20 protein-coding genes are annotated in these 24011 nt (G+C 60.8%); 12 read left to right on the forward strand and 8 right to left on the reverse strand.

What is annotated here, in order from left to right:
• The first annotated feature begins 8 nt into the window (after positions 1-8).
• From AC4PS6_RS21650 to aqpZ, 4 genes are all read left to right on the forward strand, one after another.
• On the forward strand, positions 9-812 hold the full coding sequence (locus tag AC4PS6_RS21650) for an alpha/beta fold hydrolase (protein ID WP_032903108.1): 804 nt from the start codon (positions 9-11) through the stop codon (positions 810-812).
• A gap of 3 nt (positions 813-815) precedes the next feature.
• Positions 816-1379, forward strand: coding sequence for a peptidylprolyl isomerase A (locus tag AC4PS6_RS21655; RefSeq protein WP_014719428.1), 564 nt, complete (start codon positions 816-818; stop codon positions 1377-1379).
• Between the two features lie 82 nt (positions 1380-1461).
• Positions 1462-3294, forward strand: coding sequence for an ABC transporter ATP-binding protein (locus AC4PS6_RS21660; RefSeq protein WP_003193125.1), 1833 nt, complete (start codon positions 1462-1464; stop codon positions 3292-3294).
• Between the two features lie 175 nt (positions 3295-3469).
• The gene (aqpZ, locus tag AC4PS6_RS21665) at positions 3470-4171 is read left to right on the forward strand and encodes an aquaporin Z (RefSeq protein ID WP_019820470.1); all 702 of its coding nucleotides are present in this window, start codon (positions 3470-3472) and stop codon (positions 4169-4171) included.
• A gap of 44 nt (positions 4172-4215) precedes the next feature.
• On the opposite strand, the gene AC4PS6_RS21670 is transcribed toward aqpZ, so the two are convergent.
• The gene (locus AC4PS6_RS21670) at positions 4216-5349 is read right to left on the reverse strand and encodes a GNAT family N-acetyltransferase (RefSeq protein ID WP_336826938.1); all 1134 of its coding nucleotides are present in this window, start codon (positions 5347-5349) and stop codon (positions 4216-4218) included.
• A 285-nt stretch (positions 5350-5634) separates the two neighbouring features.
• Between AC4PS6_RS21670 and AC4PS6_RS21675 the strand changes: the two genes are divergently transcribed.
• Positions 5635-6957, forward strand: a complete 1323-nt coding sequence (locus AC4PS6_RS21675; protein WP_003193136.1) for a putative porin — start codon at positions 5635-5637, stop codon at positions 6955-6957.
• 32 nt (positions 6958-6989) lie between these two features.
• Here the strand turns inward: AC4PS6_RS21675 and AC4PS6_RS21680 are convergent, their stop codons facing one another.
• The 5 genes from AC4PS6_RS21680 to aceK form a co-directional block, all read right to left on the reverse strand.
• Entirely contained in the window at positions 6990-7226 is a 237-nt protein-coding gene (locus AC4PS6_RS21680; RefSeq protein WP_020302662.1) for an anti-sigma factor family protein, read from the reverse strand.
• Positions 7220-7834, reverse strand: coding sequence for an RNA polymerase sigma factor (locus AC4PS6_RS21685; protein ID WP_014719433.1), 615 nt, complete (start codon positions 7832-7834; stop codon positions 7220-7222). The genes AC4PS6_RS21680 and AC4PS6_RS21685 overlap by 7 nt, the downstream gene beginning before the upstream one ends.
• Positions 7835-7979: 145 nt before the next feature.
• The gene (locus tag AC4PS6_RS21690; protein WP_003193141.1) at positions 7980-9101 is read right to left on the reverse strand and encodes a beta-ketoacyl-ACP synthase III; all 1122 of its coding nucleotides are present in this window, start codon (positions 9099-9101) and stop codon (positions 7980-7982) included.
• A 184-nt stretch (positions 9102-9285) separates the two neighbouring features.
• Positions 9286-13197 (reverse strand): ATP-dependent RNA helicase HrpA, encoded by a 3912-nt coding sequence (gene hrpA / locus AC4PS6_RS21695; RefSeq protein WP_336826937.1) that lies wholly within the window; start codon positions 13195-13197, stop codon positions 9286-9288.
• A 205-nt stretch (positions 13198-13402) separates the two neighbouring features.
• On the reverse strand, positions 13403-15112 hold the full coding sequence (aceK, locus tag AC4PS6_RS21700; protein WP_336826936.1) for a bifunctional isocitrate dehydrogenase kinase/phosphatase: 1710 nt from the start codon (positions 15110-15112) through the stop codon (positions 13403-13405).
• Between the two features lie 162 nt (positions 15113-15274).
• Between aceK and AC4PS6_RS21705 the strand changes: the two genes are divergently transcribed.
• Positions 15275-16159, forward strand: a complete 885-nt coding sequence (locus tag AC4PS6_RS21705; protein WP_014719437.1) for a DMT family transporter — start codon at positions 15275-15277, stop codon at positions 16157-16159.
• A 32-nt stretch (positions 16160-16191) separates the two neighbouring features.
• Here AC4PS6_RS21705 and AC4PS6_RS21710 read toward each other — a convergent pair whose 3' ends face one another.
• The gene (locus AC4PS6_RS21710) at positions 16192-17052 is read right to left on the reverse strand and encodes a DMT family transporter (protein ID WP_014719438.1); all 861 of its coding nucleotides are present in this window, start codon (positions 17050-17052) and stop codon (positions 16192-16194) included.
• 421 nt (positions 17053-17473) lie between these two features.
• Between AC4PS6_RS21710 and AC4PS6_RS21715 the strand changes: the two genes are divergently transcribed.
• A complete protein-coding gene (locus AC4PS6_RS21715) occupies positions 17474-18265 on the forward strand; it encodes a CPBP family intramembrane glutamic endopeptidase (RefSeq protein WP_019820478.1) in 792 nt (263 codons plus the stop codon).
• Between the two features lie 108 nt (positions 18266-18373).
• Entirely contained in the window at positions 18374-19939 is a 1566-nt protein-coding gene (locus AC4PS6_RS21720) for a methyl-accepting chemotaxis protein (protein WP_336826935.1), read from the forward strand.
• Positions 19940-20041: 102 nt separating this feature from the next.
• Here the strand turns inward: AC4PS6_RS21720 and AC4PS6_RS21725 are convergent, their stop codons facing one another.
• The gene (locus AC4PS6_RS21725; RefSeq protein WP_019820480.1) at positions 20042-20734 is read right to left on the reverse strand and encodes an alpha/beta family hydrolase; all 693 of its coding nucleotides are present in this window, start codon (positions 20732-20734) and stop codon (positions 20042-20044) included.
• 79 nt (positions 20735-20813) lie between these two features.
• Here AC4PS6_RS21725 and ccoN point away from each other — a divergent pair, with 79 nt between their 5' ends.
• Genes ccoN through ccoP form a run of 4 tightly spaced genes read left to right on the forward strand, consistent with a single transcriptional unit; the run spans position 20814 to position 24005 of the window.
• On the forward strand, positions 20814-22238 hold the full coding sequence (gene ccoN / locus AC4PS6_RS21730; RefSeq protein ID WP_003193158.1) for a cytochrome-c oxidase, cbb3-type subunit I: 1425 nt from the start codon (positions 20814-20816) through the stop codon (positions 22236-22238).
• Positions 22239-22248: 10 nt separating this feature from the next.
• Positions 22249-22857, forward strand: coding sequence for a cytochrome-c oxidase, cbb3-type subunit II (gene ccoO, locus AC4PS6_RS21735; RefSeq protein ID WP_003193159.1), 609 nt, complete (start codon positions 22249-22251; stop codon positions 22855-22857).
• A gap of 3 nt (positions 22858-22860) precedes the next feature.
• Positions 22861-23061 (forward strand): cbb3-type cytochrome oxidase subunit 3, encoded by a 201-nt coding sequence (locus tag AC4PS6_RS21740; RefSeq protein ID WP_003193161.1) that lies wholly within the window; start codon positions 22861-22863, stop codon positions 23059-23061.
• On the forward strand, positions 23058-24005 hold the full coding sequence (gene ccoP, locus AC4PS6_RS21745) for a cytochrome-c oxidase, cbb3-type subunit III (RefSeq protein WP_014719442.1): 948 nt from the start codon (positions 23058-23060) through the stop codon (positions 24003-24005). The genes AC4PS6_RS21740 and ccoP overlap by 4 nt, the downstream gene beginning before the upstream one ends.
• Positions 24006-24011: the final 6 nt, after the last annotated feature.

The raw sequence follows: 24011 nt of genomic DNA on the forward strand, positions 1-24011 counted from the left end.
GTTCATCCATGGCCTGGTTCGACCATGAAGGCTGCAGCCTGCATTACGAAGAATATGGCCATGGCAACCCGCTGATCCTGATCCACGGCCTGGGCTCCAGCAGCCAGGATTGGGAACTGCAAGTACCGGTACTCGCCCGACACTACCACCTGATCGTGGTTGACGTGCGCGGCCATGGTCGCTCGGCCAAACCCCGGGAGCGCTACAGCATCAAGGGGTTTACCTTCGACCTGATCGCGCTGATCGAACACCTCGACCTGCCAGCGGCCCACGTGGTGGGTTTATCCATGGGCGGCATGATCGCCTTCCAACTGGCGGTGGATGAACCCCGGCGGGTCAAGAGCCTGTGCATCGTCAACAGCACGCCTGAGGTCAAGGTGCGCAGTGCCGATGACTATTGGCAGTGGGCCAAACGCTGGACCCTGGCCCGTGTGCTCAGCCTGGGCACCATCGGCAAGGCCCTGGGCGATCGGCTGTTCCCCAAACCTGAGCAGGCCGACCTGCGCCGCAAGATGGCCGAGCGCTGGGCAAGAAACGACAAACGTGCTTATCTCGCCAGCTTCGACGCCATTGTGGGCTGGGGCGTGCAGGAACAACTGTCGAGAATTACCTGTCCAACCCTGGTCATCAGCGCCGACCATGACTACACCCCCGTGGCGCAGAAAGAAATCTATGTAAAACTGCTGCCCGATGCGCGGCTGGTGGTCATCGAAGATTCCCGCCATGCCACGCCCTTGGATCAACCCGAGGTCTTTAACGCGACCTTGCTCGACTTTCTAAAGACCGTCGAAACCACTACCCAGGACCACTGACCCATGCTGAAAAAAATCGCCTTCTTTGCCGGTTCCGCCTTGTTTGCTGCCAACCTGATGGCAGCTGAGCCGGCCAAGGCGCCACATGTTTTGCTCGACACCACCAACGGCCAGATTGAAATCGAACTGGACCCGGTCAAGGCGCCGATCAGCACCAAGAACTTCCTGGCCTATGTCGACAAGGGCTTCTACACCAATACGATCTTTCACCGCGTGATCCCGGGCTTCATGGTCCAGGGCGGCGGGTTCACCCAGCAAATGTCACAAAAGCCGACCGAAGCACCGATCAAGAACGAAGCCAGCAATGGCCTGCATAACGTGCGTGGCACCTTGTCCATGGCTCGCACCAATGACCCGAACTCGGCCACCAGCCAATTCTTCATCAACGTGGCCGACAATGCCTTCCTCGATCCGGGCCGCGATGCCGGTTATGCCGTGTTCGCCAAAGTGGTCAAGGGCATGGACGTGGTCGACATCATCGTCAACTCCCAGACCACCACCAAGCAAGGCATGCAGAACGTGCCTATCGATCCTGTGATCATCAAGTCGGCCAAGCGCATCGACTGAGGTCCGCAGGCAGCTTTGCACGGTGCCCGCATGGCACCGTGCACCTTTGAAAGGAGAGCCCGCCCGGCGGGCGTCAAACCTAATGCTCTATCGTCGTTTTGAACAACTGATCGATATTTTCCGCGACGCCCCCAGCGCGGCCCCTCCCGAAAAAGTCCTGCCCTTCTATCTCTATTACCTGCGTCAGGTGTGGCCGTGCTTCGCCGCGCTCTTGGTAGTGGGACTGGTCGGAGCCCTGATCGAAGTTGCGTTGTTCAGCTACCTGAGCCGCATCATCGACCTGGCCCAGGGCACGCCACCGGCGAATTTCTTCCAGATCCACAGCGCCGAGCTGATCTGGATGGCCGTGGTGGCCCTGTTGTTGCGCCCGCTCTTCAACGGCCTGCATGACTTGCTGGTGCACCAGACCATCAATCCCGGCATGACCAGCCTGATTCGCTGGCAGAACCACAGCTACGTGCTCAAACAGAGCCTGAATTTCTTCCAGAACGACTTTGCCGGGCGCATCGCCCAGCGGATCATGCAAACCGGCAACTCCTTGCGTGACTCGGCGGTGGCGACCGCAGAAGCTATTTGGCACGTGTCGATCTACGCCATCAGTGCCCTGGTGTTGTTTGCCGAGGCCGACTGGCGGCTGATGATTCCGCTGATCACCTGGATCGTTTGCTACAGCCTGGCCTTGCGTTACTTCGTGCCTCGGGTGAAAGAACGCTCGGTGGTCTCCTCGGAGGCGCGCTCCAAGTTGATGGGCCGAATTGTTGACGGCTATACCAATATCACCACCTTGAAGCTGTTCGCCCATACCCAGAATGAACAGGAATACGCCAAGCAAGCGATCATCGAGCAGACCGAAAAAACCCAACTGGCCGCCCGCGTGCTCACCAGCATGGACACCGTAATCTGTATTCTGAACGGCCTACTGATCGTCACCACCACCGGCCTGGCCCTGTGGCTGTGGACACAGTCGCTGATTTCCGTGGGCGCGATTGCCCTGGCCACCGGCCTGGTGATCCGCATCGTCAACATGTCCGGCTGGATCATGTGGGTGGTCAACGGCATCTTCGAAAACATCGGTATCGTGCAGGACGGCCTGAAGACCATCGCCCAGCCACTGGCCGTGGTCGATCGTGAAAACGCTCCGCGCCTGACGGTGCCCCACGGCCAGGTGCGCTTCGAGCAGGTGGACTTCCACTACGGCAAGAAGAGCGGAATCATTGGCGGCCTCAACCTTGAGATCAAGGCCGGGGAAAAGATCGGCTTGATCGGCCCGTCCGGCGCGGGCAAGTCGACGCTGGTCAACCTGCTGCTGCGCCTGTACGACCTGCAGGGCGGACGCATTCTCATCGACGGCCAGGACATCGCCGAAGTGGCCCAGGAAAGCCTGCGCGCGCAGATCGGCATGATCACCCAAGACACCTCGTTGCTGCACCGCTCGATCCGCGACAACCTGCTGTATGGCAAGCCCGACGCAACTGACGAAGAACTCTGGGCGGCGGTGCACAAGGCCCGCGCCGATGAGTTCATCCCGCTGCTGTCGGATTCCGAGGGCCGCACCGGGCTGGATGCCCATGTGGGTGAACGCGGGGTGAAACTCTCCGGCGGGCAACGCCAGCGTATCGCTATCGCCCGCGTGCTGCTCAAGGACGCGCCGATCCTGATCATGGACGAAGCCACCTCCGCGCTGGACTCGGAAGTAGAAGCGGCGATCCAGGAGAGCCTGGAAACCTTGATGCAGGGCAAGACGGTGATCGCAATTGCACACCGGTTGTCGACCATCGCACGAATGGACCGCCTGGTGGTGCTGGAAAAAGGCCAGATTGCCGAGAGCGGCAGCCATTCCGAGTTGCTGGCATACGGCGGGCTTTATTCGCGGTTATGGCAGCATCAGACCGGGGGTTTTGTCGGCATAGACTGATTTCGCTGGGTAAAGCCCCGCTCAATTCCGAACAATTCTGACAGCTTTCTCTATCTGGCTGGTCTTGCGACACAATCCTGCTGTACTGCAATCAGGCCCCAGGAGGGCCCTGATTTAAGGCGGCAGGGAAGCCACACAGACCGTTAATCAGATAGAGCAATCTAAGGAAGTGTTCATGTCACTGTTCAAACGTTCCGTAACGGAAGGACTGGGTACGTTTTGGCTGGTGTTGGGTGGCTGCGGGAGTGCGGTATTGGCCGCAGCGTTCCCCAACGTTGGCATCGGCCTGCTCGGGGTGTCCCTGGCTTTTGGGCTCACGGTGCTGACCATGGCATTTGCCATCGGGCATATCAGCGGCTGTCACCTTAACCCGGCCGTCTCGGTGGGGTTGGTGGTCGGCGGCAGATTCCCGGCCAGGGAGTTGCCGGCCTACATCGTGTCGCAAGTGATCGGTGGCGCCATCGCCGCCGCACTGCTGTACTTCATCGCCAGCGGCAAGCCTGGGTTCGAGCTAGCGTCCGGGCTGGCAAGCAATGGTTATGGCGAGCATTCACCCGGAGGTTATTCAATGGCGGCAGGCTTTGTCTGTGAGCTGGTGATGACGGCGATGTTCGTGCTGATCATCCTTGGCGCCACCGACCGTCGAGCCCCGGCAGGCTTCGCGCCCATCGCCATTGGCCTGGGGCTGACGCTGATCCACCTGATCTCCATCCCGGTGACCAACACCTCGGTCAACCCGGCCCGCAGCACAGGGCCTGCGTTGATTGTCGGCGGCTGGGCGCTGCAACAATTGTGGCTGTTCTGGCTCGCGCCGATCCTCGGCGCGGTGATCGGCGGCATTACGTACCGATGGTTGGGTGCAGAAAAAACAGCTTGACCCAATCCCTGTAGGAGCGAGCTTGCTCGCTCCTACAGGGTGTTTCACGTGCCGTCAGAGTGCCGATAAGGCAGGGCCGCCCTCGCCTCTTCGGCATACGCCAGAACCCCCACCCGCTCTCGCTCAAGAAAATCCTCCACGGCACTCTTCAACCCCGGGTGGCGCAAGTAGTGCCATGACCGCGTAATCACCGGCTCAAACCCGCGAATCAATTTGTGCTCCCCCTGGGCACCTGCATCGAAGCGCTGTAAGCCGTGGGCGATGGCGTAATCCATGCCTTGGTAGAAACAGGTTTCGAAATGCAGGCGGTCGAATTCAGCCAGGCAGCCCCAGTAGCGGCCATAGAAGCTGTCGCCGCCAAGCAGGCTGAAGGCCATGGCCACCGGGCGCGTGCCTTGTTTGGCCAAGACTACGCGGATGGCTGCGGGCATGCGCTCAGCCAGCAGGCTGAAAAATGCGCGGGTCAGGTAGGGCGATTGCCGGCGCACCGCGTAGGTGTTGGCGTAGCAGGCGTAGACAAAATCCCACTGGGCTTCGCTCAGCTCATGGCCTTGCAACCACTCGAACTCGATACCCTGCCCTGCCACTTGTTCACGTTCTTTGCGCATCTGTTTGCGCTTGCGTGAACTCAGCGCGTCGAGGAAATCCTGGAAGTCGCGGTAGCCTCGGTTTTGCCAATGAAACTGGCAACCCAAGCGTTGCAACCAGCCGGGGTGTTGGGCCATGGCTTGATCGGCGAAGGCATCGGTAAAGTTGATATGGGCGCTCGACAGGCCTTCGATCTGCAGATAACCCGGCAGGCTATTGAGCAACTCAAAAGCGTCGGCGGCACTGGCAGCCAATACCCGCGGCCCACCGACCGGGCTGAACGGCACGGCCGTCAGCAACTTGGGGTAATAGTCGATGCCGGCGCGCTCGCAGGCGTCGGCCCAACCATGATCGAACACGTACTCGCCATAAGAATGCCATTTGCGATAACCCGGCAATGCCGCCATCAACCGGTCGCCTTCCCAGTGCAGCAAGTGCTCCGTCTGCCAGCCCGAATGCGGGCCGATGCTGGCGCTGTCTTCCAGCGCACTCAGAAACCCATGCTGCATAAACGGCTGGGCCTGTGGCATCAGGGCATCCCACGTGTGCGCAGCGATATCGGACAAGCTGTCCAGGCGTTGCAGCGGCATCGGCATCCTCATTGTTTCTTGGCATGAAAACCTGGCGAGTATCGCTGATCACAGCCGCGCGCACATCCTCAAAACACGCGGACAGGGCTCAAAACCCTTAGTTCCGTAGCGTAACGATTTGTCATCTAGATGAAATCACTTAGCCACTACTCCGTCATAAACGGTCGCGATACTGACGCCAGTTTTTAGAGCGTCCGGGTCTACCGGGCGACATTTTTTCCGTCCGTCATGGGTCGGTTGTGTCCTGGAGGGTGTTGCCCTCCCTCCTCACTTTCGGAGATTGATATGCGTCTTGCTTCCACTAAAACTGCGGCGGTCCTGTGTGGCGGCCTGTTGCTGGCACTGAGCGTTCCGGCCAGCGCTGCAGTCGACGCTAAATTGCTCGACATGCTCAAGGCCAACGGCCAGATCACCGCGGCGCAGTACACCGAACTGCAAATGGAACTGGCCAGAGATCAGAAAGAGCAGCAGATCGCACGCCAGGCTCAACAAGAGACCAACGAGCAGATCGCGGCCACCGCGAAAAAAACCAACGAGCTGAGCAGCTTCGACCAGAAATTGGCTTGGGCAGCCAAGACCCAGTTCAAGGGTGACGTGCGCTTCCGCCAGGAAACCATAAAGATCGACGGCGAACCCAACAACGGTGGGCGTGACAAGGACCGTCAACGCATTCGTGCCCGCCTGGGTGCCTACACCGAAATCAACCCGCAGGTGGACACCGGTATCCGTATCGCCACCGGCGGCGGCGATGATGCACGCTCCACCAACCAGGACCAGGATGGCTACTTCGATAAGAAGTCGATCTGGCTGGACCTCGGCTACATCGACTACCACCCGGACCAGATCAAGAACCTGCACGTGATCGGCGGCAAGATGCTGCAGCCGTGGGTGAACATGGGCGATGTGATCTGGGATAGCGACATCAACCCTGAAGGCCTGGCCGTCACCTACAAATACCCACTGGGTAGCAGCGCGGAGCTGTTCGGTAGCCTGGGTAACTACAACCTCAAGGACAACGTCGACGGTGACGGCGTGCAATTTCGCCATGACCTGCGCCTGACGTCCGGCCAGTTGGGTACGCGTTTCTCGGTCACCGACAACCTGAAAATGACCTTGGGCGGCAGCATCTACGCCTACAAGAACGACGAAGACAGCCGCTGCACAACCACCACCACGCCTTGCGCATTGGCGGTCAACGGCAACTCGGCCAACAATGAATTCCGCTTGTACGAAGGCTTTGCGCAAGCAGACATCGGTGGCCTGGCCGTGCCGCTGTCGTTCTACGGCCAGTACGTAAAAAACAACGATGCGGTGACCGACCAGGACACCGCCTGGTTGCTGGGTGCCAAGTCCAAGGTGTTCGGTTTGAACCTGGACTACAACTACCGCGACGTTCAACGTAATGCCGTCGTCGGCGCCTTCACCGATTCGGACTTCGCCAACGGCACCACCGGCTCGCGCGGTCACAAGATGAAAGTCAGCTACGACATCGACAAGAACTTCGCCATCGGCGCCACCTACTTCCTGACCAAGGCTGACTTTGCCAGCCGGACCCAGCGCGATGCCGACACCAACACCTTGCAGTTGGATGCTGAAGCCAAGTTCTAACGCTTAACATGTAGGAGCGAGCAAGCTCGCTCCTACATGATGTCTTTAAGCCGCTCGGCGGCCAGTTGTTCGGCCAGCGCATCAACCCCCTCCACCGGTTCCTGGGGCATACGCTTGAGCGTTGCCTGCATCAGGCGCATCTGACGGATAAAGCGCCGGCAGTTCGGGCAGAACATCAAGTGATGACGCACCAGCAGACGCTCCCGAAAGGTCAATTGCCCATCGAGGTAGTCACTGGAACGCGCTACTTGTTCTTTACAGGTCAACATTCGCCCGTTTCCTCAAAATGCTCCACCGTGGCGAAGACTTTAAGCCGCGCTCGATGCAACAGCACACGGACGTTGGAGAGTGAAAGGGTCAGAAGATTACAGATTTCTTCCAATTCCAGGCCCTGGCGTTCACGCAGTACCAGCACACTGCTTTGCAATTCGGACAAACTCAGAATCGTATGCTCCAGGCACTTGCGCAATTCATCTTCGGTCAGCAGCGCTTCCGGGGTGTCCTGGTGCCAAGCGTAAGGGGCGACAGCCCAATGGCCATCATCCGGGCTGAAGCGGTCATCGCCGATAGTGCCGTGAGGCGAGGGTAAATCGTCGAGAAGGACTTCCCGACGATTTTGTTTGTAACGGCTCTTTGCGGAATTGGCAGTGATCGTCAATAACCATGTCTTGAGGCTAGATCGCCCTTCGAACTTGGCCAGGTTGCGCACCACCGAGAGCCAGGCATCTTGCACCACCTCATCGGCATGGCGCTGGCCGACGATGGCATACGCCACTGCCCGCATCGCACTCTGGTACGTGTTGACCAAATCCTTATAAGCCCGCTGCTCACCCTTGAGCAGGCGTTCAAGCAGGTGCGCATCGTCCGCTGCGGCCATCGTTTACCTCAATCTTGCCGTGGAAATACGCTCAATGTGGGAGCTGGCTTGCCTGCGATCCAGACAACTCGGTGATTCAGGCACACCGAGCCGATGCCTTCGCAGGCAAGCCAGCTCCCACAGTTGACCGCGTCCGGCCACATACTCAGCGTTTGCGCAGGATCACACTGCCAATCGAATACCCGGCGCCAAAGGAGCTGAGTACGGCAACCGCGCCCTTGGGCAGGTCATCCTGATAAGTGTGGAACGCAATCACCGAGCCGGCCGAGCTGGTATTGGCGTAAGTATCGAGGATCACCGGTGCTTCTTCTACTGACGCGTCGCGCCCCAGCAGTTTCTTCACGATCAGATGGTTCATGCTCAGGTTGGCCTGGTGCAGCCAGAAACGCTTCACATCAGTAACACTCAGCTGGTTTTCTGCCAGGTGCTCGCCGATCAATTCGGCCACCATCGGGCAGACATCACGGAACACCTTGCGGCCTTCCTGCACGAACAGCTTGTCGGGGGCGCCGATGCCCTCTTCCGCCGTGCGATTGAGGAAGCCAAAGTTGTTGCGGATGTTGTTGGAGAACTTGGTCAGCAGCTTGGTACTCACCACGTCGAACTGATGTTCGGACGTCGCCAGGTCAGCACGCTCCAGGATCACCGCCGTGGCGGCATCACCGAAGATGAAGTGGCTGTCACGGTCACGAAAGTTCAGGTGGCCGGTGCAGACTTCCGGGTTGACCATCAGGATCGCCCGGGCCTGGCCCAACTGGATGCTGTTGGCCGCGTTCTGGATGCCGAAGGTGGCCGAGGAACACGCCACGTTCATGTCGAAACCGAAACCCTGGATACCCAAGGCTTCCTGGACTTCAATGGCGATAGCCGGGTAGGCGCGTTGCAGGTTGGAGCAGGCGACAATCACGCCGTCGATGTCGGCGGCGGTCTTGCCGGCGCGCTGCAGGGCTTGTTCGGCGGCACCGATGGCCATCTGGCAAAGCACCGACCATTCGTCGTTGCTGCGCTCGGGCAGGCGCGGAGCCATGCGCTGTGGATCGAGGATGCCGTCCTTGTCCATCACAAAACGGCTCTTGATGCCGGATGCCTTTTCGATGAATGCCGCGCTCGACTCGGTCAGCGCCTGCACATCGCCACGTTCGATAGCGGCGGCGTTGTCGGCGTTGAACTGTTGTACGTAGGCATTGAAAGACTGCACCAGCTCTTCGTTGGAAATGCTGTTGGCCGGGGTGTACAGGCCAGTGCCGCTGATGACGACGTTATGCACGGTCGTTCCTCTAAATCTGTCAGGCAGAAGATATTGGTACCGTCGTACCAAAATTAAAGTCGTTTGATGTCATCCAGCGGGCATCAAACTGGCAATGCTTTTATTCAATCTTGTGACCGCGAAGTTTGCCACAACACCGGGGATTTGGCGCTATAGGCCAAACAAACACCTTGCGGCAAGGTCTTCAGGGCTCTACCTGGCTCCACTGCTTGCTCAGGCGTTTATCGGAAATCGGCACTTTGGTACCCAACTGCTGGGCAAACAGCGACACTCGGTACTCCTCCAGCCACCAGCGGTACAGCTCCAACTGCGGGTCGCGCTTGCCTTCCTGGGTATGTTTGTTCACGCGGTTCTGGTACTGCGCCCACAGGCCGCCCAATTCGCTGCTCCACACGCGGTCCTTTTGCACCTGGCTCGGCAGTTTTTCCAGACGCAGTTCGATAGCCTTGAGGAAACGCGGCAGTTCCTTGAACCACTGGGCCGGGGTTTCCCGCACAAAACCTGGATACACCAGGTTGCTCAGTTGCTGCTTGATATCGTTCAAGGCCACGGCCTGGGCCAGGTCGATCTTGCCCTTGAAGCGTTTTTGCAGGCCGTGCCAAAGTTTCAGCACTTCCAGGGTCAGGCGCGCCAGGCGTTCGGCGTGCTCAGTCCAACTGCCGCGCTTGCGTTCAGCCAAGGCCGCCAGGCCAGCGCCATCGCGTGGCAGGCTGGCTTCGCCTTCAAGTACACAGGTATCGAGGCTGGCCAGCAGGATGTCTTCCACCAGCGCGTCGATTCGCCCCAGTTCACGGTACATCAACCCCAGTTCGGTCAGGCCCGGCAATTTGCCGCGCAGGAATTTCGCCGGCTCCGTCAATTGCTGCATCAGCAGGCGCTGCAAGGCGCGACGGTGCTGGAACTCGGCTTCGGCAGCGGTGGAGAAGCGCCCCTCCTTGACCGTGCCGTTCTCTTCCACCAGTGCCGGATACACCGTCATCGACAGGCCGGCGATGTTCTGCTGGGTCTTTTGCGCCACCGCCGCAAACACCTTGGCCTCTACCGGCTGCTGGCTTTTCGCGGTTTGCGGCACCGCCAAGGCGGCCTGGCTGGCTTCGGCGAACCGTGCGGTCAGCTCGGCCAGGTCACGGCCTTCGCCGAGGAACTTGCCTTGGCCGTCGACCACTTCCAGGTTCATCTTCAGGTGGTTTTCCACCTGTTGCGCCGCCTCGGCCCACGCCTCATCGCTGACCCGCGCACCGGTCATGCGCAGCAATTCACGCCCCAGCGCCTGGGGCAGCGAGCCCTGGCCGAATTCGATACGTTGCAGCGCAGCCTTGACGAAGTCCGGCACCGGCACGAAGTTTTTGCGCAGCGCCTTGGGCAAGTTGCGCACCAGAGCGATGCACTTGGCTTCGATCAACCCCGGCACCAGCCACTCCAGGCGCTCGGCTGGCAACGCCGGCAACAACGGCGCCGGCACCCGCAGGGTCACGCCGTCACGGGGGTGGTTGGGTTCGAAGTGGTAACTCAAGGCCAGGGCCAGGTCGCCCAGGTGCAAGGTGTCCGGGTAATGCGCGGCGGTGACTTCACTGGCCTCGCGGGCCAGTACGTCTTCTTCACGCATGATCAGCAGTTGCGGGTCTTTCTGGCTGTTGACCTTGTACCAACTGTCAAAGGTGGCGGTCTGGTGAATCTCTGCGGGCAGGCGCGCATCGTAGAAGGCGTACAGGGTTTCTTCGTCGGCCAGGATGTCGCGACGGCGGGCCTTGGCTTCCAGCTCGTCGAGTTGCTCCAGCAGTTTCTGGTTGGCCGTCAGGCACTTGGCCCGGGACTGAATCTCGCCGCGCACCAGGCCTTCACGGATAAACAACTCACGGGACACCACCGGGTCAATCGGCCCGTAATGCACCGGCCGACGCCCTACCACGATCAGCCCGAACAGGGTGATCTGCTCAAAGGCCACCACCTGGCCACGCTTCTTCTCCCAATGGGGTTCGAAGTGGTTTTTCTTGATCAGATGCCCCGCCAGCGGCTCGATCCAGTCGGCATCGATCTTCGCCACCATGCGTGCATAGAGCTTGGTGGTTTCCACCAGTTCGGCGGTCATCAGCCATTGCGGGCGCTTCTTGCCGATGCCCGACGACGGGTGAATCCAGAAGCGACGCTGGCGCGCCCCGAGGTAATCGCCGTCTTCGGTCTTCTGGCCGATCTGGCTGAGCAGGCCGGACAGTACCGCTTTATGCAGCTTCGGATAGTCGGCGGGCTCTTTGTTGAGGCTAAGCTGCATGTCGCGGCAGATCAGGCTCAATTGACGATGGGAGTCGCGCCACTCGCGCAGGCGCAAGTAGTTGAGGAAGTTTTTGCGGCACCAGTTGCGCAACGGGCTGGCGGTCAGTTCCTGGCGCTGCTCCTCGAAACCGCGCCACAGGTTGACCAACCCGGCGAAGTCCGAATCCGGGTCTTTCCACTGTGCGTGGGCTTGGTCGGCCGCTTGTTGACGCTCTGGTGGGCGCTCGCGCGGGTCCTGGATCGACATGGCGCTGGCGACGATCAACACTTCCTGCAAACTGCCGAGCTTGGCCGCTTCCAGCAACATGCGGCCCATGCGCGGGTCCACCGGCAAGCGGGCGAGCTGGCGGCCCAACGGCGTGAGCTGGCTGTTGCGGTCGACCGCCGAGAGTTCTTGCAGCAGGTTGAAACCGTCGCTGATGGCCTTGCCATCCGGCGGTTCGATAAACGGGAAATCGGTGATCTCGCCCAGGCGCAGGTGCAGCATCTGCAGGATCACGGCCGCGAGGTTGGTGCGCAGAATTTCCGGGTCGGTAAATTCCGGGCGCCCGATAAAATCTTCTTCGCTGTACAAGCGCACGCAAATACCCGGTTCAACCCGGCCGCAACGGCCTTTACGCTGGTTGGCGCTGGCCTGGGAAATCGCCTCGATGGGCAGGCGCTGCACCTTGGCGCGGTAGCTGTAGCGGCTGATGCGTGCCGTGCCGCTGTCGATCACATAGCGAATGCCCGGCACCGTCAGCGAGGTTTCCGCAACGTTGGTCGCCAGTACCACGCGCCGGCCTGGGTGGGACTGGAAAATGCGCTGTTGCTCGGCCGGTGACAGCCGTGCGTACAACGGCAAAATCTCGGTGTGCTTGAGCTGGGCCTTGCGCAGCATGTCGGCCGCATCACGAATCTCGCGCTCGCCGGGCAGGAACACCAACACGTCGCCAGGGCTGCGCCGTTCGCTGCGCTCATAGGCGGCGATTTCATCGAGGGTGGCGAGGATCGCCTGGTCGACGGTCAGGTCGTCCTCGACGCGGTTGCCCTCCTCGTCCTGTTCCAGGGTGAGGGGGCGATACCAGGTGTCCACCGAGAAGGTACGGCCCGACACCTCGACTATTGGCGCATCGTCGAAGTGCTTGGAAAAGCGCTCCAGGTCGATGGTCGCCGAGGTGATGATAACCTTCAGGTCGGGGCGGCGCGGCAACAGGGTCTTGAGGTAGCCGAGCAGGAAGTCGATGTTCAGGCTGCGTTCGTGGGCTTCGTCGACGATGATCGTGTCGTAGCGCTCGAGGTAGCGGTCGTTCTGGGTTTCGGCCAGCAGGATGCCGTCGGTCATCAGCTTGATCAGGGTGTTGGAGTCACTCTGGTCTTCGAAGCGCACTTGGTAACCGACCAGCGCACCCAATGGCGTGGCCAGCTCTTCAGCGACACGGCTGGCGACACTGCGCGCTGCGATCCGGCGTGGCTGGGTGTGGCCGATCAGACCGTACTGGCCGCGACCGATTTCCAGGCAGATTTTCGGCAACTGCGTGGTTTTACCCGAGCCGGTCTCGCCAGCAATGATCAGCACCTGGTGCTTGTTCAGCGCGTCTTTGATCTCATCGCGCTTGGCAGCAATCGGCAGGCTGTCGTCGTAGCGAATCACCGGCAGGCTGGCGCGCCGCGCCGTGACCTGGGCGCACGATGCCTGCATGCGCGCCACCCACTGCGCCAGCTTGTCCTCATCGGGCTTCTTGCGCAGCTCAAGCAACTGCCGGCGCAAGCGGTGGCGGTCGGCGAGCATGGCGTGATCGAGGGCTTTGAGCAGTTGGTCGAGGGTGGGTGCTTGGTCTGTCATCAGCTATTTCGACGGTCATCTATTTATGCACGGCCGGCAAGTGTGGCAGAAAAGCAGCCCATCTGGCAGGCAGTTGAGCTTCAACGGGTGTAAACCGAACCAAAATGTGGGAGCGGGCTTGCTCGCGAAAGCGGTGTGTCAGTCACAGATGTATCAACTGAACCACCGTATTCGCGAGCACGCCCGCTCCCACAGGGGCAATAGGTTATAGCGGGTCTTTGCGGCGGTAGGGGAATACGTCGATCACCTTACCGGCACGAATCGCGTCCTGCAGGCCCTTCCAGTAATCGGCGTTGTACAACTCGCCATGCAACTCGTCGAACAACTTGCGCTGGCCGGCGTCGGCAAACAGGAACGGCGGGAATTCCTCGGGGAACACATCCAGCGGGCCGATGGAGTACCAGGGCTCGGAGGCCATTTCATCCTCGGGGGTGCGCGGCGCGGGGATATGGCGGAAGTTGGCTTCGGTGAGAAAGCAGATTTCGTCGTAGTCGTAGAACACCACGCGGCCGTGGCGGGTGACGCCAAAGTTTTTCAGCAGCATGTCGCCGGGGAAGATATTCGCTGCCGCCAGTTGCTTGATCGCCAGGCCGTAATCCTCCAATGCTTCGCGCACCTGGGCGGGGTTGGCGTTGTCGAGGTAGAGGTTGAGCGGGGTCATGCGTCGCTCGGTCCAGCAGTGGCGGATAAGCACGGTATCGCCCTCCACTTCGACGGTACCAGCGGCGACTTCCAGCAGCTCGGCCAGGCACTCGGGCTCGAACTTGCTCAAGGGGAAGCGGAAGTCGGCGAACTCCTGGGTGTCGGCCATGCGCCCTACCCGGTCGACGCTTTTCACCAGGCGGTACTTTTCGATCACCGTGGCGCGGTTGACGTTTTTCGACGGCGAGAAGCGGTCCTTGATGATCTTGAACACCGTATTGAAACCCGGCAGCGTAAACACGCTCATGACCATGCCGCGCACGCCGGGGGCCATGATGAACTGGTCATCGGTGGTGGCCAGGTGGTTGATCAGCGCGCGGTAGAACTCGGATTTGCCGTGCTTGTAGAAACCGATGGAGGTGTACAGCTCGGCAATGTGCTTGCCCGGCAGAATGCGCTTGAGAAAGCCAATGAATTCCGCTGGCACGGGCACGTCGACCATGAAATAGGAACGGGTGAACGAGAAGATGATCGACACGTCGGCTTCGTCGGTGATCAACGCATCGATCTGAATGCCACGCCCTTCGCGGTGCAGCAGCGGAATCACCAACGGCCATTGTTCGTCGCGGGTGTAGATGCGCCCCACGAGGTAGGCGCCTTTGTTGCGGTACAGCACCGAGGAAAACAACTCGACCTTGAGGTCCGGGTCCTTGCACACCCAATCCGGCAGGTTTTCCCGCAACTGGGCTTCGAGGCGGCGCAGGTCGGCGGGCAGGTCGGCGTAGGGCTCGCTGAAGCGGTAGTCAGAGAAAACCTGCGCGAGCATGTCCGCTATTTTACCGGCCGGCGTGTAGATACGGGTTTGCGCCGCCCGCGCCCGGCGCAGGCTTGGCCGGGTGGTGTGAATGAACATGCAGCCGTCGCTGATCAGGTCATGGCTGAACAGGCCGCAGAAGATCGAGTTGTACCAGGTCTCGGACAGTTCATCGTCAAAGCGCAGGTCGATCAGGTCGATATAGGCGCTTTTTACCAGGGGCCACTGGCCGATGTCCTGCAACGGCGCAGGGTCAAAACTGGCGCACAGGCGGGTCGTGACCTCAGCGACTTTCTCTTCATAGAGGTTGATGCGCGCGGCCGACGCCGCCTGCCCCTGCTGCCACTGGGCCTTCTCGAAGCGCTCACGGGCACCATCGGTGATCTGGCGGAAATGCTCACGGTAATCGTCGAAACCGTCGAGGATCATCCGGGCGATAGCGAGGGCGGACTGCGACATGCGGGAAACCTCGAACGGGTATCTGGAAGCCCAGAGCTTAGCCAGTGAACCGAGGCAGGAGAAGAATGATTTTGCGCAGGGGTGAACTGACTGCAATTAGCCATTGTGCCGACCTGCCCGCTGGGCAACACTTCTGCGCCCCATTTGGCGTAGGAGTTTTCCGTGAGACCTGTTGACACCCTGTATCTGCTGGGGCTGGCCGCCATTTGGGGCGCGAGTTTCCTGTTTATGCGCATCATCGCCCCGGAAATCGGCACAGTGCCCACCGCGTTTTTCCGCGTGTCGATTGCCGCCGCGGGCTTATTAGTGATCCTGGCGATGATGCGCGTGAGCTGGGATTTCAAGGGCAAGTTCAAGACGGTCCTGTTGCTGGGCGTGATCAACTCGGGGATTCCCGCGACGATGTACTCGGTGGCGGCACAGGTACTGCCGGCGGGTTATTCGGCGATTTTCAACGCCACCACGCCGCTGATGGGCGTGCTGATTGGCGGGCTGTTCTTCAGTGAGCGCCTGACGCCATCGAAAATCGCAGGGGTCGCCCTGGGGCTGTTTGGCGTTGCCGTGCTCACGCGTGCGGGGCCGGTGGCCTTTGATCTGGAATTATTGATGGGCGCACTGGCGTGCCTGCTGGCAACCACGTGCTATGGCTTTGCCGGTTTCCTGGCGCGGCGTTGGCTGGACCAGCGCGGCGGGTTGGACAGCCGTCTCTCGGCCTTGGGCAGCATGTTGGGGGCGACGTTGTTTCTGTTGCCGTTCTTTGCCTACAGCGCCATCAGCCATCCACCGGCGAGCTGGGGCGGCTGGCAGGTGTGGTCGTCGCTGCTGGGATTGGGGCTGGTATGTACGGCGTTCGCCTACATTCTGTACTTCCGCCTGCTGTCGTCCATCGGCCCGGTCAAGTCGATGACCGTGACCTTCATGATTCCGCCGTTCGGCGTGTTGTGGGGTGCGTTGCTGTTGGATGAGCCGCTGTCCATGGCCCACCTGTATGGCGGTGTGCTGATTGCCGGGGCGTTGTGGTTGGTGCTGCGCCCGCAAAAACTGTAGGAGCGACCAATCTCGCTCCTACAGGGGTGGGTTTATTGCTTACGGAATACAAACACCAAGCCGACGATGATCAACGCCATTCCCAGCACGCTCAACAAGGCCAGGCGATTACCGAAGATCAGGTAGTCCATCACCGCCGTCACTGCTGGCACCAGGTAGAACAGGCTGGTGACATTCACCAGGTTGCCCCGGGCGATCAGGCGGTACAGCAATAACGTCGCCAGCACGGACACCACCAGCCCCATCCACAGGACCGGCAGGTAAAAACGCGCACTGTGTTCAAAGTGGAACGGCTGGAACGGCACGAACACCGCGCACAGTAGCAACCCGGCCAGGTATTGCAGTGGCAGCGTGCCCAAGGGGTTGTCGGTGATGCGCTTTTGCATGATAGAGCCAAACGTCATGCTCGCCAGCGCCAGCAGCCCGAACACCATCCCGGCCAGGGACATGCCCGCCAACCCGATGCCCTGGTACACCACCATGATCAAGCCCGCCAACCCCAACCCCAGGCCGAACAACCGGCGCCAGGAGCGTTGGCGCTCCATCAGTACCACGGTAAGGATCGGCTGCACGCCCATGATGGTCGCCATCACCCCGGGGGTGACGTTGAGGTCCAGGGCCAGCAGATAGAAAATCTGGTAGGCCCCCAGCAAAACCAGGCCCGTCGCCGCCGCATACAGCAAGGGTTTGCCGGGACGAGGCAGCTTCAACTTGAGGATGGGTACCAACACCACCAACCCCATCAGGGCGATGGCAAAGCGGATCAGCAGAAAGGCAAAGGGCGAAGCATGGGCCAGGCCCAACTTGGAGAAGATCGCCCCGCTGCTCCACAGCAGGACAAACACGCTCGTCGAGGCCGCCGCGGCCACGGATTGTTTCGAAAGCACAGACATGGTTACCACCTGTTATCAGGCTAAAAAGCCGACTCAGTAAAAACTGAATTTCAGTAGGTTTTTTTCAGGCAGGCACGGGGCAACAGCGAATCGCTGATCAGCCCGAAATGCCAACACCCGGCGGTGATACGACTGCGTACACCGGCGTGCTACTGACAGGTGGGGGGGTAGTGACTGATCTGCGCAGGCTGCTTGCCACGGCACGGCACGACCACAGCGTTGACCGCTGAATCGACTACCGCTATGCGCTGGGAAGCTGGCATGTGCTGATCTTTTTGAAGGGATGAAGACGCGATGACTATAACCAGCCGCAAATACATTTTGCAATCCTTTCCCCTCACCCTGTGGGTGGAGGAGTTTTCATGCCGTCCAGGCAGACCGCTCGCTATAATGCCGCCCAGTTTTTTTCCAAGGATTTCACATGATTGCTTTGCCCTGGCTGTACCTCACCCTACTTTCCATTGGCTATGTCGTGGCTTTGATCTACGGCCAACTGGGCGTACTGGCGGCGGTCTCCATCGCACTGTTGCTGGTGGCCGGGTATGCCGTACGCCAGCAACGCAACCCTTGGGCACGCTACCTTGGCCACGGCTTGTTTATTGTCCTGGCCCTGGGCCTGGCGATGCACTGGCTACCGGGCTTCTATAACGGCCGCGGTATTGCGCCCCAGCGATTTACTCCGGACTCAGTGCCCTTCTCGATGTACCTGAACCAGGACAAACCCCTGATCGGCTTCTGGCTGTTGCTGGCCTGCCCGTGGATTGTGGCGCGGCGTTCATTGCGCCTGTCGATCTGCGTCACAGCCATGGCCCTGACTCTGGCCGCCATCGCCGCCTTGGGTGGCGCGGCCCTGCTGGGGATGATCAGTTGGGCGCCCAAGTGGCCGGACGAGGCGTGGCTGTGGGTGTTGAATAACCTGCTGCTGGTGACGTTGGTCGAAGAAGCGCTGTTTCGCGGGTATATCCAGGGCGGCCTGAGCCAACGCTTCAAACACCTGCCCTATGGCGAGAACCTCGCGCTGCTGCTGGCCTCGCTGTTATTCGGCCTGGTGCATTTTGCTGCGGGTTGGCAGTGGATGCTGCTGGCGGGTATTGCGGGCGTGGGCTACGGCCTGGCGTATCGGTTCGGCGGGCTAGGCGCGGCGATTGCCACGCATTTTGGCTTGAATCTGCTGCACTTCGGGTTGTTTACCTACCCGATGCTCGCCGGCTAAGCCTGCCTTCTACAGAGGCAACGCTGTTCGCAGGATTGTTGCAAAAATAAGTTAAATAAATGCCCCGCATGGCCGATACCCCCTGAAAGCCTTGCGGATTGAACAATCATGCGTAATAACCAACCCGTTACCCAGCGCGAACGTACCTTCCCCGCTCAGCAACGGTTGATCTCCACCACAGATGCCAAGGGTGTGATTACCTACTGCAACGACGCCTTTGTCGAAATCAGTGGGTTCACCCGCGAAGAACTGGTGCGCGCGCCACACAACCTGGTGCGTCACCCGGATGTGCCGCCGGCCGTGTTCGCGCATATGTGGTCCACGCTCAAACAAGGCTTGCCATGGATGGGCATTGTCAAGAATCGCTGCAAGACCGGTGACCACTATTGGGTTAACGCCTATGTGACGCCGGTCTTCGACGGTAACCAGGTGATCGGCTACGAATCGGTGCGCATCAAGCCCACCGCCGAGCAGATCCGCCGGGCCGAAGCGCTCTATCAACGCATCAACCAAGGCAAGTCGGCCGTCCCCCAACGGGACAAGTGGCTGCCGGTGTTGCAGGACTGGCTGCCGTTTATCCTGGTCAGCCAGTTAAGCTTCATGATCGGCGCCACCCTCACCTCCCAATGGGGCTTTGCCCTGGCAGCGGCGCTGTCGGTGCCGTTGGGCCTGCTGGGCTTGAGCTGGCAACAGCGCGGTCTCAAGCGTTTGCTGCGCCTGGCCGAACAGACCACGTCCGACCCGTTGATCGCGCAGATGTACACCGACAGCCGTGGCGCACAAGCGCGCCTGGAAATGTCGATCCTCAGCCAGGAAGCGCGTCTGAAGACCTGTCTTACCCGCCTGCAGGACACCGCCGAGCACCTCAACGACCAGGCCGCGCAATCCAACACCCTGGCGCACAACAGCTCCAGCGGCCTGGAACGCCAGCGCATGGAAACCGAACAGGTGGCCACTGCGGTAAACCAGATGGCGGCGACCACCCAAGAAGTGGCCAGCCACGTGCAGCGCACCGCCGACGCCACCCAGGAAGCCAACCGCCTGACCGGCCGCGGCCGCGATATCGCCGGGGAAACCCGCGAGGCGATTCAGCGTCTTTCGGCAGCCGTTGGAGAGACCGGTGTGACCGTCACGCAACTGGCCAAAGACAGCGATGAAATCGGCGGCGTGGTTGATGTGATCAAAGGCATTGCCGACCAGACCAACCTGCTGGCACTTAACGCCGCTATCGAAGCCGCGCGTGCCGGTGAGATGGGCCGTGGTTTTGCAGTGGTCGCCGATGAAGTGCGCCAACTGGCGCAGCGTACGGCCGAATCCACCGGGCAGATCCATACCCTGATCGCCAAGCTGCAACACACCGCGGCTGCGGCCGTGCAAACCATGGACGCCGGGCACCGCCAGGCCGAAGAAGGTGTGGCACGGGTGATGGAAGCAGACCAGGCCTTGGTGGGTATCAGTGAGGCGGTGGCCAATATCACCGACATGACCACTCAGATCGCAGCCGCAACCGAGGAGCAAAGTGCGGTGGCCGAGGAGATCAGCCGCAACATCAGCACCATTGCGCTGTTGGCGGACCAGACCTCGGAGCAGGCGATGAACTCGGCGCAACTGAGTGAAGAGTTGACGCATACCGCCAATACCCAGTATTCGCTGGTAGAGCGTTTTAACCGATAAACTGCTATCGCAGGCAAGCCAGCTCCCACACTGGACGGTATTCACCGATAGAAATAGGTGAACCCAGCCCAATGTGGGAGGGGGCTTGCCCCCGATAGGGCGCTAACAGGTCCGGAGAAACTCAGCCACCTGCACCGCCGCCGCCTCCAAGTGCTGCTCATGGCTAAACCCCGAAGCCTTCAGCGGCTTCAAGTCATGGTCCCCCGCCGCCAACCACATCACCTCAATGCTCTCTGACAAGTCATAACTCTGCACCGCCGCACGATTGCCCAAGGCATCGCGCTCGCCCTGCACAATCAAGGTGGGCGTCATAAGCGCAGCCAAGTGCTCCACCCGGGGTTTCTCTGGCTTGCCCACCGCATAGAACGGATAGCCCAGGCACACCAACCCATCGGCGCCCAGTTCATCGGCCAGTAAACTGGCCATCCGCCCGCCCATGGACTTGCCGCCCATCGCCAGTTTCCCAGCGACATGACGTCGCACCTCGGCATACACCTCGCGCCAGCACTCCAGCAGTTTCGGCGCCGGATTCGGGGGGCGTTTGCCGCCGTCCACGCGACGCTGGGCCATGTACGGAAACTCGAAGCGCAACACGCTCACGCCATGCCCGGCAAGGCGTGCGGCCATATCGTTCATGAACGCCGAGTCCATCGGTGCGCCAGCGCCGTGGGCCAGGATCAGCGTGACCGGCTCACCCGACGTCGCGCCGGTGGCGACATCCCACAACCAGCCATGTTCCCGTACACACTGCGCCCATTGATCCCCGTCAATACTGGCCTTGTGCTCTTTGCCCATGCTTGCCTCGCTTTTTAGTCTGCCTATAACTCCAGCCCAAGTGCCGCACTTGCTTGGGTTGAACCGTGGATGGGGAACCATGAACACTACTTTAAGTACCGCCTATAACTACAAGGTGGTCCGCCAATTCGCCATTATGACGGTGGTGTGGGGCATCGTCGGCATGGGGCTCGGGGTTTTTCTCGCTGCCCAATTGGTTTGGCCTGCGCTCAACTTCGATTTGCCTTGGACCAGCTTCGGTCGCCTGCGCCCTTTGCACACCAACGCGGTGATCTTCGCGTTCGGTGGCTGTGCGCTGTTCGCCAGCTCCTTTTACTCGGTGCAACGCACCTGCCAGACGCAGCTGTTCGCGCCGAAAGTCGCCGCGTTCTGCTTCTGGGGCTGGCAGCTTGTGATCCTGCTGGCGGCAATCAGCCTGCCACTGGGCTACACCAGCTCCAAGGAATACGCCGAGCTGGAATGGCCGATCGACATCCTGATCACCATCGTCTGGGTCGCCTACGCCATCGTGTTCTTCGGCACGATCATGAAACGCAAGACCAAGCACATCTATGTGGGCAACTGGTTCTTCGGCGCGTTCATCATCACCGTGGCCATCTTGCATATCGTCAATAACCTGGAAATCCCGGTCAGCCTGACCAAGTCCTACTCGCTGTACGGCGGGGCGACGGATGCCATGGTGCAGTGGTGGTATGGGCACAACGCGGTAGGCTTTTTCCTCACTGCGGGTTTCCTCGGCATGATGTACTACTTCGTGCCCAAGCAGGCCGAACGCCCGGTGTATTCCTATCGCTTGTCGATTGTGCACTTCTGGGCGCTGATCACCCTGTACATCTGGGCCGGCCCTCACCACTTGCACTACACCGCCTTGCCGGACTGGGCGCAGTCCCTGGGCATGGTGATGTCACTGGTGCTGCTGGCGCCAAGCTGGGGCGGCATGATCAACGGCATGATGACCCTCTCGGGTGCCTGGCATAAGTTGCGCAGCGACCCGATCCTGCGCTTCCTCGTCGTCTCCCTGGCCTTCTACGGCATGTCGACCTTCGAAGGCCCGATGATGGCGATCAAGACCGTCAACGCCCTCTCCCACTACACCGACTGGACCATCGGCCACGTACACGCCGGGGCGCTGGGCTGGGTGGCGATGATCTCCATCGGCGCGCTGTACCACATGATCCCGAAAATCTTCGGTCGCGAGCAGATGTACAGCCTCGGCCTGATCAACGCGCATTTCTGGCTGGCCACCATCGGCACCGTGCTCTACATCGCGTCGATGTGGGTCAACGGCATCGCCCAGGGCCTGATGTGGCGTGCGGTCAACGAAGACGGCACCCTCACCTACTCCTTCGTCGAAACCCTGGTGGCCAGCCACCCAGGCTTCATCGTGCGACTGGTGGGCGGTGCGATCTTCCTCAGCGGCATGTTCCTGATGGCTTACAACACATGGCGCACCGTGCGTTCGGCGCAACCTGCCGAAGTCACCGCTGCCGCGCAGATGGCCTGAGGAGTCGATGATGAAACACGAAACGATTGAAAAGAACGTCGGCCTGTTGATGCTGCTGATGGTGCTCGCCGTGAGCATCGGCGGCCTGACCCAGATCGTCCCGCTGTTCTTCCAGGACGTGACCAACAAGCCGGTCGAAGGCATGAAGCCCTACACCGCACTGCAACTGGAAGGCCGCGACATCTACATCCGTGAAGGCTGCGTGCAGTGCCACTCGCAGATGATCCGCCCGTTCCGCGCCGAGACCGAGCGCTACGGCCACTACTCGGTGGCCGGCGAAAGCGTGTGGGACCACCCGTTCCTGTGGGGCTCCAAGCGTACCGGCCCGGACCTGGCCCGCGTCGGCGCACGCTACTCGGACGACTGGCACCGCGCGCACTTGTACAACCCGCGCAACGTGGTGCCAGAGTCGAAAATGCCGGCCTACCCATGGCTGGTCACCGCCGCCGTCGACAGCAGCCACACCGAGACCAAGTTGAAAGTGATGCGCACCCTCGGCGTGCCGTACACCGACGACGACATCAACGGCGCCGTCGCCAGCCTCAAGGGCAAGACCGAGATGGACGCGCTGGTTTCCTACCTGCAAGTGCTCGGCACTGCCATCAAGAGCAAGAGGTGAGCCATGGGATTTGAATTCGATGCGGGCACCATCCGCGGCCTTGGCACGCTGGTGGTCGCCATCGCCTTTATCGGCCTGTCGCTGTGGGTGTTCAACAACCGCCGCAACGCGGAATTCGAGCAGGCGCGCCTGCTGCCGTTTGCCGATGAACCTTCCCCACCCGACGCTCAAGCAGAGCCAGCCACAAGGAGCACTCGGCCATGACTACGTTCTGGAGTACATGGATCTGCGTATTGACCCTGGGCAGCCTCATCGGCCTGACCTGGCTGTTGGTCGGCACTCGCAAGGGCGAGACCAAGGGCAGCGTCGACCAGACCATGGGCCACGCCTTCGACGGTATCGAGGAATACGATAACCCGCTGCCCCAGTGGTGGTTCATGTTGTTCGCCGGCACCCTGGTGTTTGCCGTCGGCTACCTGATCCTCTACCCGGGCCTGGGCAACTGGAAAGGTGTACTGCCGGGCTATGAGGACGGCTGGACCCAGACCAAGGAATGGGACAAGGAAATGGCCAAGGCCGACGCCAGGTTCGGGCCGATCTTCGCCAAGTTCGCGGCCATGCCGGTAGAAGAAGTGGCCAAGGACCCGCAAGCATTGAAGATGGGCGGTCGCCTGTTCGCCTCCAACTGCGCGGTATGCCACGGCTCGGACGCCAAGGGCGCCTATGGCTTCCCCAACCTGGCGGACAGCAACTGGCGCTGGGGCGGTTCGGCCGAGGCCATCAAGGCCACCATTCTGAACGGTCGCCATGCGGCGATGCCGGCCTGGGGTGAAGTGCTGGGCGAGGACGGGGTGAAAAACGTCGCCGCTTACGTGCGCCACGACCTGGCCAAGTTGCCGTTGCCCGCCGACAACACCGCCGACCTGGCAGCCGGCCAAGCCGCCTTCAGCACCACCTGCGTGGCGTGTCATGGTCCGCAAGGTCACGGCGTGGAAGCCATGGGCGCGCCCAACCTGACCGAGCCTGCCGGGTTTATCTACGGCACCAGCCTGGCACAGTTGCAGCAGACCATCCGCCATGGTCGCCAGGGCCAGATGCCGGCCCAGGACGTGCTGCAAGGCAATGACAAAGTGCACCTGCTGGCGGCTTACGTGTACAGCCTGTCCCATAACGCTGATGGTGCAACGCCAGATAGCCAACCGCAGTAAAAGCTC

This window comes from Pseudomonas sp. DW-iso17 (assembly GCF_058725345.1).